The organism is Chloroflexota bacterium (genome assembly GCA_026708035.1).
Lineage (GTDB): Bacteria > Chloroflexota > UBA11872 > UBA11872 > UBA11872 > JAJECS01.
In genome coordinates this window covers 1-13,598 of the sequence record JAPOVQ010000009.1, presented here as the reverse complement: position 1 = coordinate 13,598, position 13,598 = coordinate 1, and the positions used below count along the sequence as shown (strand labels likewise).

The following is a 13,598-nucleotide window of genomic DNA, read 5'->3' as shown; positions in this document are numbered from 1 at the left end:
CTTTGCGTCGTGGTTCGACAGAGCCTGTCCTGAGCCTGCCGAAGGGCTCGGCACGATTGCATTCCCGCCCGTTCGCCCTGAGCCTGTCGAAGGGCGCGGTTCGACTGGCTCACCACGAACGGGCAGGCGGCCTCACCGCGAACGGATGGGCGGGTTCGCGATACCCTCCGACCGGCGGCGACTACAGGCGGACTCCGATTCGGCTCCTATGAATATTCTCGGATCGACGGCCTTGGTGACGGGAGCCACGGCAGGCATCGGCCGCGCCACGGCCATTGCCCTGGCGCGGGCCGGCGCCCGCGTGATCGCCACCGGCCGCGATCCCCAGGCGCTGACCGCGATCCGCGACGCCACCGGCGGGACCGCCGTCTCCGCAGACCTTGGGAGCCCAGCCGACATCGGGCGGCTGGCCGAGGCGGCGCTCCACGGACCCGAGCCAGTGGACATCCTGGTCAACAACGCCGGCATCGGCTGGGGAGGGCCGTTCGCCGCCATGCCGCCCGAGAAGATCGACGACCTGGTGGCGGTGAACCTGGTGGGCGCGGCGCGGCTCACGCGGGCCGTGCTGCCGTCCATGCTGGAGCGCCGGCGCGGCCACATCGTGATGGTGGCCTCGATCGCGGGTCACGTGGGCGTCCGCGACGAGGCGCTCTACGCCGCCACCAAGGCCGCCCTGCTCTCGTTCAGCGAGGGCCTGCGCTACGAGGTCCAGCCATCCGGCGTGCGGGTGACCAGGGTTTCCCCCGGCGTGGTGGACACGGAATTCTTCGAGCGACGCGGTAGCCCGTTCCGCCGCAAGCGGCCCCAGCCCATCCCCCCGGAGCGCGTGGCGCGGGCCATCGTGCGCGCCATCGAACGCGATCGCGACGAAGTCGTGGTGCCCGGCTGGCTGCAGCTCCCCATCTGGCTGCACGGCGCCTGGCCGGGGCTCTTCCGGGCGCTGGCGAGGCGGTTTGGGTAGGGAAAGGGATTCGGTCGGCGAGTACGATATGGCACTACACGTGATTCCTTCATGTATGGAGCTTTGCTCGTCATGAGCGCCGTGCGAGACGTCCTCCCCGACATTCGCGAGCTCATCGAGCGCTACCAGGGCCGGGGTATTACCGAAACGCATACCAGGACAAACCTGATAAACCCCATCCTCACGGCCCTGGGTTGGGATCTTGGGGACCTCAATCAAGTCGACTTTGAATATCGCTATCGCGGCGGCAACCCTGTGGACTATGCGCTCCTGGATCAAGGCAAGCCGTATCTATTCGTCGAGGCCAAGGCGCTCGGTACGAACCTCAGCGACCACAAATGGGCTGGCCAAGTCATGGGCTACGCCGGCGTGGCGGGCGTGGAGTGGGTTGTGCTAACCGACGGCAACGAGTACCGCATTTACAGCACGCACGCGAGTGCCGACATTGACCAAAAGCTCTTTCGAACATTTCGGCTGACCGACGTGGATGACAGCAGCGTGATCGAAGGACTTGAACTGCTGGCGCGGGACGGATTACGCGAGAAACGACTAGAAGGCCACTGGCGGGTGAAGTTTGTGGACCGCCAGGTGCAAGAGGCCTTGAAGGCCCTGTTCGTCCCGGAACCGGATACGTCGTTAGTCAACGTGCTGCAGCGGCGGACGAACAACCTCACCCGCCGGGATGTCGCTTCAAGCTTGCGCCGAGTCCGGGCGCGGTTCGAGTTTCCCCCGGTATACGGCAGCTCTCCAGATGTCTCTCCGCCGCCTGTGAAGCCGCCTCCTCCGCCGAAGCCCAAGACTATGGGAAATGCGCTGCAACGCCTCATTGCGACCAAGATCATTCGGACGCCATTCGGTTTGCATAAGACATATTTGGGTCAGACCCTCTCGGCTCGAATCGAATCCGATGGCTCCATAGTTTTCCAGGAGAAGAGATTCCGGTCAGTGTCAATGGCTGGCAAGGCGGCGCGGATCGCGGCCGGGTTTAGTGGAGAGAATTCAAACACCAACGGCTGGGATTTCTGGAGGTTCATCGACGCGGATGGTCAGGTAAAGAAGATCGACGTGTTGCGAAAGAGACTTCCGGCCAGGGGTGAGTCGGAAGGATCCTGAAGCGGACTGCCCAATGCTTGAATCACAAGTCACGGCCAATGGGCGGACCACCCTGCCCAAAGCGGTGCGTGAGGCCTTCGGCGTGCGGCCCGGTGGCCGCGTGCGCTATTTCGTCGTGGACGGCGAGGTGCGTATCCGCGCCGTGCGTCCAATCCAACATCTGTACGGCGCGCTCAGCCACGATGGTCCGCCGGTGACCCTGGACGACATGCAGCGGGCCATCGTCGACGGTGCGACGGATCGGTAGGCCCAGCGTCGGTTGACGAGGGATCCTGGATTCCGGCTTCCGCCGGCATGACGGACAAGGGCTTATGGAACCCCTCACCCCAACCCTCTCCCGCGAGGGGAGAGGGGGCCTGACTCCGCTGGCGACAGTCGTGGGCAGGCGGGAAAGCCCTTCGATCCCCTCTCCGTTGATGGGAGAGGGCGAGGGTGACGCTGCTGGGGCAAAGCGAAGTCTCGATGCGTGCAAATGCCCGGAGATGGCAGGTGCCCGCCGCCTACACTCCCGGCCACTACCTGACCGGGAGACCACCCCCATGGACCTCACGCGTGACGTGCCGCGCAGCCCTTATGCCTCGCTTGGCGGCATCGTGTTCTTGCCGCGCGCCATCGACAAGGCGCGCGCCGAAGCGACCGGTGCCCTGGGCGAATATGTCTCGCGGCGCGGGTTTTCGACGGAGATGCTCGAATTCCTCGGCCTCGACGTCGACGCCTTTCACGCCGCGGTGGCCGCCAACGCCACCGACGCCGACGTTCTCGCCTGGGTCCAGGCCAACATGACCGAGCGGTCGCCCGACGAGATCGCCGCCTGGAACGCCATGATGATGACGCAGACGCCGGCGACCCCGGAGCGGGAGGCGTGGTACCGCGCATTCCTGGAGGACATCGGCCAGGGGCACCGCACCGACCTCAGCCGGCAGTTCGACCGGCTGGACTTGGACGAGGGCCGCGACGTGCCGCTCGGAGGACGCCGCTAGGCGGGTTCTCCGCACCCTCACCCCAGCCCTCTCCGGTCGAGGGAGAGGGGGCCGGACCCGGCCTTAGAGGCATCGTTCAACGTCACGCGGCTTGCACGGGACTAGAAAGCGTGGATGACGAGTCCCTTCTCCCCTAGTGGGAGAAGGACAGGATGAGGGGGGACCGCGCTAACTGGGGCTGCCGCCGCTAGACGGTGCTCCTGCCCCTCACCCCAACCCTCTCCCGCGGGGAGAGGGGGCCGGACCCGGCCTGAGGGGCTTCGGCTGGGGGCGCGGAACTAACAGCCGCGCATGATGCGCCTCCTCCGTGATTCCGGCGGAGGCCGGAATCCAGTCCGGTCTAACCTGGAAGCGCGCCGGATGCCTAGCGTCGGGCGGGTTTCAAACCCGCCCCTACAGTCGCCGGGCAGCGAGGGCGCCCACCAGGGACGCCCCTACAGGTTGACTGGATGGGACGGGCGCACCTGCATGAGGCCGTGCACAGACCTACTGGTCCACCACCGAGCCGTCCACGTGCAGCCGCGTCTTCACCTCACGGGGCACGTAGGGCACGTTGGCGCGCGCGTCAGGCTTCAGCTCCACGCCGATGCCCGGGCGGTCCGGGATCAGCAGATAGCCCTGGCCGTCGTGCTCGGCAATGCCGGTCACCATGTCCCGCTTGGGGAACTCGTCCTCGCCGCTCGGATATTCCACCAGGGCCAGGTTGGGAATGCAGGCCGCCACCTGCAATGACGCCGCCGTGCACACCGGGCTCAGCGGGTTGTGCGGCACCACGCCCACGTGCTGCGCCTCCGCCAGCGCGGCGATCTTCTTCATGGCCGTGATCCCGCCCACCACGCACACGTCCGGCCGCACATAGCGGGCCGCGTTGCGGCGCAGCAGCATGTCGAACTCCCACAGCGACGTGAGCCGCTCGCCGGTGGCGATGGGCACCGAGGTATTGGCCGCCACGTAGGCCATCTCGTCGAGGTTGTCGGGCATCACCGGGTCTTCGAAGAAGTACGGGTGGAACGGCTCGATGCCGCGTCCCAACTGCACGGCCTCCGCCGGTGTCATGCGGCGGTGGATTTCGATGCAAAGGTCCACCTCGTCGCCGACCAGCTCGCGGTACTGCCGCACGGCGTCGATGGCGTCGCCGATCTTGCGCGCGTGGGTTTGGAAAAAGGACCGCTCGTACGGCTCGTCGAGGAAGGGCGTGAGGTGCCCCACGGCGGTGAAGCCCGCGTCGCGGGCCTCGGCGATGCCGCCCAGCAGCTTCTCGCGCGTGTCGCCGAAGACGTGCGCATAAACCCGCGCGCGGTCGCGGACCTTGCCACCGAGCAACTGATAGACCGGCGCGTCGAAGTGTTTGCCCGCGATGTCCCAGAGGGCGATGTCGATGGCGCTGATGGCCGCCATCACCGCCGAGCCGCGAAAGGCGCTCCAGCGATAGAGGTATTGCCAGTGGTGCTCGATTCGCAGCGGGTCCTGGCCGACCAGGTAGCGGGCGAACTTCTCGATGGCGGCCTCGGAGGCTTCCAGAAAGCCCCAGGCGCCGGCCTCGCCCAGACCTGTGAGCCCGCTGTCGGTCTCGATCTCGACCAGCAAATACTGGTCGAGCCGGATGGATTCGACGCGGCGGATGCGCATCGCCGAGACGGCCCCCTTGCGGCCTAGTCCCCGCCGGCGCGCGGCTTGGGCAGGAAGCGCATGATGGCGCCCGCGAGGTTGGAGAGCGGCATGCGCTGCAGCCAGACCTTGCCGGGTCCGGTGACCGTGGCGAGAAACAGCCCCTCGCCGCCGAAGAGCATGTTGCTCACACCCTTCACCCGCTGGATGTCGTAGGCGACGCTGGGCTCGAACATGGCGAGGTGGCCGGTGTCGACCTTGAGCGTCTGTCCCGCGGACAGGTCGTATTCCTGCACCTCGCCGCCGATGGCCGCGAACATCGTCCCCGGACCGGTGAACTTCTGCATGATGAAGCCCTCGCCGCCGAACAGGCCGGCACCGAGCTTCCGGTTGAACGTGACCTCGAAGGTCACCGACTCCTCCGCGACCATGAAGGCGTCTTTCTGCGCGATGATCGACTCGCCGGCGCCTAACTCGATCGGGATGATGTTCCCCGGCGCTTCCGGCGTGAAGGCCACCATGCCACCGCCCGACGGGCTGCTGAACTTCGTCACGAATAGGCCTTCGCCGGAGATCATGCGGCCAAACATGCCGCCGAGGCCACCGGAGCCGCCGGTGTTCATCTCGATGCTCTCGTCCATCCAGGCCATCACGCCGGACTCGGTGAAGACGGTCTCCCCCGGCCCGAGTTGAACTTCGAGATGTGGTGTGATCGTGCCCTTGATCTGATACTGCATGGCGTTCTCCGAGAGCCAACGGGACGTAGTCGCATTGTATGGCGCGCGCGCAGTCGCTTTGTCGCGTGAAGCACATTTGGCGTCGCCAATTCCGGGGGTGTGCGAAGGTCGCTTGGTCCGGTGGCCCGGGCTGCGCGCAGCCCGGGAGCCTCACCCAGCGGATCCCACGCTGCCCGCAGCGTGAGCCACCGGCACGCGACCGTTCGGCGCGGTGCGATACTGCCCCGCATGAGCCCTAGCTCTGCGTCGGGCGGTGTTCGCCGGGCGCCTCTGACCGCGGACGTGCGATGACTCGGACCGGCGACGGCAACGCCAGCGATCCGGCGAGCCCCAGGCCCCCGGAGCCGGATGCGCACGACCTCGGTCCGCCCGACGACGAGCCGCCGCGCCAGCCACCGCCACGCCCGGTGCTGTTTGGGGGCGACATGCGGCTCATCCTGCGCCGCGTCGGCGCCTGGTTGATCGATTTCACCATCGCCTACTTCGTGGTGTATGTGGTGGCGTCCATCGCCGGCGTGGTGCCAAGTCCGGAGGCCGACATCGAATCCGATGTCACGGGTCTGGTGGTCTGGCTGTTGGCCGTGCCGTTCGTCTATCGCTGGGCCATGCAGTCCGCGCTTGGCTACACGCTGGGCAAGCTGGGCATGGGTCTGCGTCTGGTGGACCGCGACGGCCTGCCGCCGGGGCCCATCGCGGTGCTCAATCGCGAGGCGGTGCAGCTGGTGCTCCTGTTTGCCTGGCAGGTCGTGCCCCAGTCCGCGACGGAGCAAGTGCCGTTCTTGACCACCCTGCTCATCCTCGGTCCATTGGGCGATGTCTACTCCATGTTCCGCCGCCGCGATACCCGCGCCCTGCACGATCTGCCGGCGAAGACCCAGGTCATCCGCGTCGCGCGGGCCGATGCCTACGAAGCCTCGCGCGACGGACCGCAGCGCTTCTCGTGAGCCGCACGCCGCTGCGCCTGACCTGCGGCGGGAGTCCCGCATGGCGAGACTGATCGTCCTCAGCTGCGGTGTTCCCACGCCCACGCCGGGCCGGTGGGGCACGGCATTCGGCCTGCAGGTCGGCCAGGAAACACTGCTTGTCGATTGCGGCCCCGCGGCCACGCTCAAGCTGTATCAGGCCGGGCTGCGGGCCACCGATGTCAGCCGGGTGTTCTTCACCCACCTGCACTCGGACCACATGGCCGACTTTCCCTGCTTCCTCATGACCCGGTTCGACATGTCGATCGGGGGTGAGGCGCCGTTGCAGGTCTACGGCCCGCCGCCGACGGCGGAGTTCACCCGCAGGCTCATGGGTCCGGATGAGGGCGTGCTCTGGCTGGATGTGGTCGCGCGCACCAATCACCCCATGAGCATCGGGGCCTTCCACAGCCGGGGAGGCGCCGGCGAACGCCCGCCGCCGGAAATGCAGGCCCACGACATCGAGCCGGGCCCCGTCGCCCGCGGGGACGGCTGGTCTGTGTCGGCCGCGGAGGTGCGGCACGCGCAGCCCTATCTCACCTGCCTCGGATTCCGGTTCGAGACGGACGACGGGGTGATGGTGTTCAGCGGCGACACGCGCCCCTGCGACGAGGTGATCGAGCTGGCCCGAGACGCGGACCTGCTGATCATGGAAGCCGTGGCCCTGGCGGGACGGCAGTGGGAAGGGTCGCTCTTGGCCGAGTCCGACACCGCCGGCTGCGCCACGGTCGCCGCCGCCGCGGGGGTCAAGCGCTTGCTCGTGAACCACCAGCCGCCCTGGCTGGACGAGCCGCAGGCCCGCAGCCAGGCGATCAAGGAGATCTGCCAGATCTACGATGGCCCGGTGCTTTGGGGCGAAGAGCTGCTGGAGGTCCAGATCGGACCCGACGGACCCGGAGGTTGACATGAACGACACCTGGCATTCGCTGTCGCCGGTCTCCGGCGAGCCTTGGGCCTTCACCACCGGGCCGTGGATCGAAGAGGAGCCCGGCGTGGTGACCAGTCCGCCGCAGCCGGCGGACGACAGCCTGGCGGTTTCCACCGCCGCGGCCTACCGCGACTTCGAGGCCGAGTTCGACTTCCGCTGGGAAATCCAAGGATCGGACAGCGGCTTCGTCTTCCGCGGGCGCCACGCGCGGCACTACTACCTGGTGCACTTTCCCTGCACGGGGCAGCAGTTCCGCGGCGCCCACTTTTGGGCCGCCATATCCAAGGTGGACGCCTCGGGCTGGGCGCGCGTGCTGCACACCCAGGTCGTGCCCGGCATCCCCAGCGAGATCGGGCTGTGGCACACCGCCAGGCTCAGGGTGCAAGGCCCGGAGATCCGGCTCTGGGTGGACGGCCGCGCCTTTCCCGTCGTTACGGACGACACCTATGACGGGGCGGGCTACGTCGGACTCGAGACTTACAACGGTCGGGACCCGGACGAGGTCAAGGAATACTTTGGCGACGCTCGCCCGCGGGTGGGCTCGGGCAACAGCTTCCGCAATGTCCGCATTCGCGGCGAGGCGGTGGCCGCGCCGCCGTGGGACTCGTCCGTCGCGCCCGGTCCGGGATGGCGGCATCCGCTCCCCGACACCACGCATGGCGCCTATCAGTACGTGGGCGGCCTGGTGCGCTTGGACTCGGGCGAGGTGCTCCTGAAGGTGGCGGCCCTGGACGCGCACACCACCGGCACGCGCACCATTCTCCTGCTGCGCTCGCACGACGCCGGCCGGTCCTGGTCGGAACCCGAGGTGCTTCCCGACACGCTGCAGAGCGCCGCGCTGCACCCGGTCGAGGGCGACAACATCGTGGCGTTCCTGATGCAGCACGACCCGCCCTTTGACCTGTCGATCATGGAGTCGGCTGACGCCGGACGCACCTGGAGCGAGCCGACGGGCATCGGGTGCGTGACGTTTGACGACGATCTCGACATCGAGCATGCGTACCTATCGAAAGTCGTGCCGCTGCGCGACGGCACTCTGCTGCGCTTCGGCTACAGCGTGGCCGTCGGACCCAGCATGCACGGCGGGGAAAACCGCGACGGCTGGCGCTACGTCGGCGCCCCCGCTCCGGGATCCTTTAGCTACTGCGTGCGATCCACCGATGGGGGACGTAGCTGGTCGCAACCGATTCGCGTGGACGGCCCCAACCCGCGCCCCGGCATGCTGATGAACGCCCGCGAGACGGCCTCGGAAACCTCCGCCTGCGAGGTGGCGCCCAACCGCATCGTGGCGCTGATTCGCCCGGAGTCCTCCCCCTGGATGTGGGAGATGTGGTCGCACGACGGTGGCCGCTCCTGGAGCCCGGCGACGCGCGGGCATTTCCCCATGTATGCCTGCACCGACGCCATGACCGCCACCGCGAATGGCGCGATGGTCATCGCCGGACGGCACCCGGGCATCGGCGCGCAACTGAGTCTGGACGGCGGCATGAGTTGGCAGGCCACCCGCATCGACACGCCGTTCTACGCCAACGGCGCCACGGTCGAGGTTGAGCCGGACGTCGTGCTTTACGTCTACGACGGCAAGTACTCCGACGCCCGAGTTCGCGCCCAGCGTCTGCGCGTGACCCCCGGCGGGCTGGAGCCCGCGGACGCCTAGTCAACCTCTGATATTGCCCCTTTCGATCCCTTCCCCCTGGAAGGGGGAAGGCAAGGATGGGGGTCAATCCGGGCATCGCAGGCGGAGCCAGGCGCACCCCTTGTGGATGGCTGCGGGCGCCGCACCGCGAGGGATGGTTCCAACCGTACCTACAGCCTGACCACCATGCCGTCCGCCGCCGAGCGATAGGCGGCGTCGATCACCCGCTGCACCTCGAGCCCGACCTCGCCGGTGAGCACCTGCCCACCGGGGTGCGTGACGGCGGCGGCAAAGTCCTCGATCAGCGGCAGGTCGTGCAACTCCGGCGCCGGGTGCGTCTCCTGCCGTCGTTGCCCGTTTTGCGTCACGAAGCACTCGTCGCCGCGCGCATAGGGCACGTTGACGTAGCCCTCGGTGCACCACACCTCGTAGTCCCCACGCGCCGGATCGATGCCCCAGATCGACGACAGCGTGGCCTGCACGCCGGAGTCGTAGTTGACGATCAGCGATAGCACGTCCTCCACGTCACCGGCCACGCGCCGCCGGTCGCCGAACGCGGCCACCTGCCGCGCGGGCCCTGCCAGCGAGGCGAACGTCTGCAAACGGTGGCTGCCCAGGTCCATCAGCGGACCGCCCCCGCCCGCGGCGCGAATGAGCCGCCAGGCTTTGGGATCGTCCAATGGCGGGTTGTACGAGGACGACGCGTTGCCGTGCAGCGCCGTCAGTTCGCCCAGTTCGCCCGAAGCCACCAGCTCGCGTACGTAGGCGTTGATCGGGATGAACTGGTGGTAGTAGGCCACGCCCAGCCGCACGCCCCGGTGCTCGGCGCGTTCCACCATGGCCTCCGCCTCGGCCGCGGTGGCGGCCATGGGCTTCTCGACCAGGACGTGCAGCCCGCGGTCCAGCGCCGCCAGCGTCTGCGCGGCGTGCAGATGCACCGGCGTCGCCACGTAGACCGCGTCCAGCCGGGCCTGCCGCAGCATCTCGTCGTAGTCGGTGAATGCCCGCGGAACGTCGAATGCTTGCCGGTGCCGTTCCAGCGCAACCGGGTCGCGGCGGCAGATCGCCACCAACTCGCTGGCGGCGTGCGCGCGAATGGCCGGGGCCACCGCCTTGGCCGCGATGTCGCCGAAGCCGACGATCCCCCAGCGCAGCATCAGACGCTCCGACCCACGTTGCGTCGCACTCCCGATCTCGTCACACCGAGCGCCACTCGTGCGTCATGCCGGGCCGCCACTTCTGACAATCCGAGCGCCCCACATCTGTCATTCCGAGCGCAGCGAGGAATCTCAGACGTGCGATCTCGGCTGCGCGGTTCCGCCCAGCCCGGCTACCCCCCGGCCGCGCGCCAGATCCGCAGGCCGGCGGGTCCAACCACCAGCACGAACAGCGGGTCGATGAACGCCCACAGCGTGCCGTTGCCCTGGTCGGTAAGCGCGCCAAACCAGTTCCAGAAGAACCAGAGAAACAGTCCCAGCGCAGCGTAGAAGACGATGTTCACTTCGAGCGAGGTTCGCGTGTCCGCCTCTTCGGCGTCCATGCGCCGCTTCCGCGCGAAGCTGCCGAGCAGGACGATTACCACGCTCACTGCCATGAACCAGTTCATGACGAGCCACGCGGTGAACGGCTCGTCGCCGCCCGGGTGATACAGCGGCGTGATGATGAAATGCACACCCACGGCCACGGCCACGAGCATTTGGTAGGCCGCCACGATCCGCAACGCGATATTCCTAGGCATCGCCATCCTCCCCGCCATGAACGACTGCCGCGGCGCCCGCTGTCAACGGATACGAGCCAATACCGCAGCCTGCTGCAACCCGGCCCAATGTAGTGGATGGCATGGGGCCTGTCTCGCCGTGGGAAGCGGGCCGCCTGGGCCCCGATTCCGGAGTCAGTCATTCGCCCGGAAGCGGGAACTATCCCCACCGACCCGGAGAACGAACCGATCGCGTGACCTACCGCAGCCCTCTGAACAACGCCGTCAGTTGCTCCGCTCCGATCGCGCCGCCGATCCGGAGAGCGACTGCGCCGTCGGCGTTGATGAACACCCAGGTCGGAAACGCGGTCAGGCCAAAGGCGCGCAGCACGGTGTCGTTCGTATCCACCAGCACCGGCGACGTCCACCCCTCACGCTCCAGCCACGCGTCCGGCGGGTAGTTCGATCCCTCCTCTTCGATCGCGGTGGCGATGCCGTAGAGGTCGACGTTCTCCGGCTTGCCGCCGCCGTCGATCCAGGCCTGGACCTCGGGAACCTCGGACTGGCAGTGCGAGCACCAGTGCGCCAAGAACAGGACCACCTTCATCCGCCCGTCGTTGACAATGGCGACGCTGCGGCCGTCGAAATCCGTGCCCCGGACCTCGGGAGCGGGGAGGCCGAGCGCGCTGTCGGGCGCCGTGGGCGTAAAGTCCGGCAACGGGTCGCCCGTGATTTCCGGGTCCCGCACGACCATTGCATCGCCGCCGTCGCCGGCTTCCCCGCAGGCGGTCGTGAGGACCAGAAGGCCAGCCGCGAGCACGATGCCGGCCAAACTTGCGGTTCGAGCCACCCAACGGCTCATGGGGGCGACCTCCCAGCGCCAAGCCCAGCAGCCCCCATGGTAGGCCAAGGGCGCCGGCGACCGTGGTGAAATCCAGACACCCTCGCCGTGAGGGCCGCACGCCCCGTCTCGAAGATGCGCGGCCCCGTGGACGCTTCATCGTGTTCCACGACGGTAGGCTAAGGCGCGCCGCGACCGATGGTGGCGTGCCCGAAGGTCTGAGATCGCCGAATTGAGCACGATGATGGCAGCCAACCGGGCGGACGATGCGCTGCGCCGGTCGGCTCGGCGGCGCTGATGGACCTCTCGCAAGCGGCGGCGCGAACCTTCGTGTCCAAATTCTGGTCCTTGCTACAGCCCCCGGAATCTCGGGCGCGGCTGCTCGCCGCGTTTCTGGTGGTGCATCTGGCGCTCACCGTGCCGCTGGCCGTTCTCGTGGCCGATTGGGACTGGTTCGGCTGGCTTGGCCATCTCAACCTGGACGGCGAGGGGACGGCGGCGAATCTCTACTCGGCAATCCTCTGGGGAGCCGTCGCCGCGCTGGCCGCCGGGCAGCTATTTCGGCCAGAAGCTACTTCGAAAACCCCACGCTGGCTCTGGGTGCTCGGCTGGCTCAGCGCGGCGCTGTTTGCCGCCCTCGTCGCGGTCGAGGAGCTCGCGAACGTCAAGGACCCGTTCGGACGGTGGGGGACGCTCTACCCGTATCTCGAGGCGCTGGGCCTCGAGGATCTGCCGTTCACGATCCGCTGGGTGGCCTTGCTTGCGGCGCCATTCGCTCCCCTGGCGGCGGCAGCGGCGTGGGTCGCCTATGTCTCGCTGCGGCGTCAACCGGCGCTCGCGATGCTCGCGGTGTTGGCGCTCGCGCTCGGGGTGGGCGCGATCGTTCGCGACGGCTTGAGCGACCTTTACGGCACGCAAGTCGCCTGGGAAATGTTCATCGAGGACGCCTCCGAGCTCATGGCCGGCGCGATCCTGGCCGTGGTCCTCGTCGAGCGGCTCGCGACGGGGCGAGGAGCGGCCGCCGAGGCCGGCGAACACAACAGGCTGCGGGGCGGCCGGTGGGCGGCGCTCGGGGCGGCGCTCGCCCTGCTCGCCGCAATCGTGCCGGCGCTGCTCGCGGAGTACGAGTGGGAGGAAGCCGGCACCGCGCGCCCGCTCTTCTATGCCGGCCCGATCACACAACTCGAGCAGCCGTTTCAGGCGCAGCTCGACCGGCTGACGCGGGTGAAAGTGTGGGCCTACGGCGACGGGATTGAGCGCGGCGCCGATGAGGAAGGGGTGCCGATCCTGGCTCGGCTGACGCCATGGGGAGCGGACACCCCGGTCTACGAAGCCCGGGCCGAGGTCCGGCACGACCACTCGCGCCCCGGCACCGTCGATCTTGAATTCACGCCGATTCCCGACAGCGGTGGGCAGCGATATGTCCTGACCATTCGTGCGCTGCGTGAGACGCGGCCAGACGTGTACCTCGGCCTCACGGGCTACGTCGCGCTGCCCCAGGGTCTCGTCCTGGTCAACGGGGTGCCGCACAAGCGCCATCTCGCCGGGAGCACCCATGCCGTCGCCCGTGGCGAAGGCGTGGTCCCCGACCTGCTCACGCGTGACCGTCGCCGGTTGCCGCTGATCGGAGACATAGTCGCGACGGTTTTTCTGTGGGTGTTCGCCACGGTGGCCACGTGGCGCGGATTGACGGGGCCCAAACCACGATTTTGGCGCGGCTTCGTGTGGCCGGCAGTGCAACAGAGCGTGATCATCACAGCCGGCCTGGCCGCGCTCGCCGTTGTCTTGCTGCAGGTGTATTCGGCCATGCCGCGCGCCTGATCCAAGGCGGCATCACGGCTTGATCGGTGGATTGCCGGCCCGCGGCAGCGGCGACCCGGCCGCGCAGGCGCATGCGGCCTGGCAGGCCGGACTGGACGAAATCGAGAACCGCGGCCGAATCCTGGGTCACCCCATCGTTGGGCATGGGGATGGTGTACGTGAGCGTGGCCTCGTCGTCCACCACCTCGATGCCCGCCACGAAGTTGCGGATGAGGGCCTTGCGCTCCAGGATCGTGCCTTCGCGCAGGCATGTCCGGAAATCCGCGACGTATCCGCGGATGTCCTCGGTGGTGGGCAGGTCGACCCGGCGCTGTT

At 68.1% G+C, this 13,598-nt stretch carries 14 protein-coding genes; 8 read left to right on the top strand and 6 right to left on the bottom strand.

What is annotated here, in order from left to right; genetic code table 11:
* The first annotated feature begins 208 nt into the window (after nt 1-208).
* The 4 genes from OXG33_03335 (at nt 209) to OXG33_03320 (ending at nt 3,054) form a co-directional block, all read left to right on the top strand.
* A complete protein-coding gene (locus OXG33_03335; GenBank protein ID MCY4112960.1) occupies nt 209-961 on the top strand; it encodes an SDR family NAD(P)-dependent oxidoreductase in 753 nt (250 codons plus the stop codon).
* Nucleotides 962-1,033: 72 nt separating this feature from the next.
* A complete protein-coding gene (locus tag OXG33_03330; GenBank protein ID MCY4112959.1) occupies nt 1,034-2,074 on the top strand; it encodes a type I restriction endonuclease in 1,041 nt (346 codons plus the stop codon).
* 13 nt (nt 2,075-2,087) lie between these two features.
* Complete coding sequence (locus OXG33_03325) at nt 2,088-2,321, top strand: AbrB/MazE/SpoVT family DNA-binding domain-containing protein (GenBank protein MCY4112958.1); 234 nt, start codon at nt 2,088-2,090, stop codon at nt 2,319-2,321.
* A gap of 292 nt (nt 2,322-2,613) precedes the next feature.
* On the top strand, nt 2,614-3,054 hold the full coding sequence (locus OXG33_03320; protein ID MCY4112957.1) for a DUF5069 domain-containing protein: 441 nt from the start codon (nt 2,614-2,616) through the stop codon (nt 3,052-3,054).
* Between the two features lie 486 nt (nt 3,055-3,540).
* Here OXG33_03320 and OXG33_03315 read toward each other — a convergent pair whose 3' ends face one another.
* The gene (locus tag OXG33_03315) at nt 3,541-4,683 is read right to left on the bottom strand and encodes a mandelate racemase/muconate lactonizing enzyme family protein (protein ID MCY4112956.1); all 1,143 of its coding nucleotides are present in this window, start codon (nt 4,681-4,683) and stop codon (nt 3,541-3,543) included.
* Nucleotides 4,684-4,706: 23 nt separating this feature from the next.
* Entirely contained in the window at nt 4,707-5,399 is a 693-nt protein-coding gene (locus OXG33_03310; GenBank protein MCY4112955.1) for a TIGR00266 family protein, read from the bottom strand.
* 287 nt (nt 5,400-5,686) lie between these two features.
* Between OXG33_03310 and OXG33_03305 the strand changes: the two genes are divergently transcribed.
* Genes OXG33_03305 through OXG33_03295 form a run of 3 tightly spaced genes read left to right on the top strand, consistent with a single transcriptional unit; the run spans nt 5,687 to nt 8,946 of the window.
* Nucleotides 5,687-6,343: an RDD family protein gene (locus OXG33_03305; protein MCY4112954.1), complete on the top strand. Its 657-nt coding sequence runs from the start codon at nt 5,687-5,689 to the stop codon at nt 6,341-6,343.
* Nucleotides 6,344-6,383: 40 nt separating this feature from the next.
* On the top strand, nt 6,384-7,265 hold the full coding sequence (locus OXG33_03300; GenBank protein ID MCY4112953.1) for an MBL fold metallo-hydrolase: 882 nt from the start codon (nt 6,384-6,386) through the stop codon (nt 7,263-7,265).
* Between the two features lies 1 nt (nt 7,266).
* A complete protein-coding gene (locus tag OXG33_03295) occupies nt 7,267-8,946 on the top strand; it encodes an exo-alpha-sialidase (GenBank protein MCY4112952.1) in 1,680 nt (559 codons plus the stop codon).
* Between the two features lie 149 nt (nt 8,947-9,095).
* On the opposite strand, the gene OXG33_03290 is transcribed toward OXG33_03295, so the two are convergent.
* The 3 genes from OXG33_03290 to OXG33_03280 form a co-directional block, all read right to left on the bottom strand.
* Nucleotides 9,096-10,082, bottom strand: coding sequence for a Gfo/Idh/MocA family oxidoreductase (locus OXG33_03290; GenBank protein ID MCY4112951.1), 987 nt, complete (start codon nt 10,080-10,082; stop codon nt 9,096-9,098).
* 173 nt (nt 10,083-10,255) lie between these two features.
* Nucleotides 10,256-10,663 (bottom strand): hypothetical protein, encoded by a 408-nt coding sequence (locus OXG33_03285; GenBank protein MCY4112950.1) that lies wholly within the window; start codon nt 10,661-10,663, stop codon nt 10,256-10,258.
* 217 nt (nt 10,664-10,880) lie between these two features.
* The gene (locus OXG33_03280) at nt 10,881-11,483 is read right to left on the bottom strand and encodes a TlpA disulfide reductase family protein (GenBank protein ID MCY4112949.1); all 603 of its coding nucleotides are present in this window, start codon (nt 11,481-11,483) and stop codon (nt 10,881-10,883) included.
* A 276-nt stretch (nt 11,484-11,759) separates the two neighbouring features.
* Here OXG33_03280 and OXG33_03275 point away from each other — a divergent pair, with 276 nt between their 5' ends.
* The gene (locus tag OXG33_03275) at nt 11,760-13,283 is read left to right on the top strand and encodes a hypothetical protein (GenBank protein MCY4112948.1); all 1,524 of its coding nucleotides are present in this window, start codon (nt 11,760-11,762) and stop codon (nt 13,281-13,283) included.
* On the opposite strand, the gene OXG33_03270 is transcribed toward OXG33_03275, so the two are convergent.
* Nucleotides 13,216-13,598, bottom strand: a 383-nt coding sequence (locus OXG33_03270; GenBank protein ID MCY4112947.1) for a hypothetical protein, incomplete at its 5' end; no start/stop codon positions are given. The two genes, OXG33_03275 and OXG33_03270, sit on opposite strands and share 68 nt — an antisense overlap.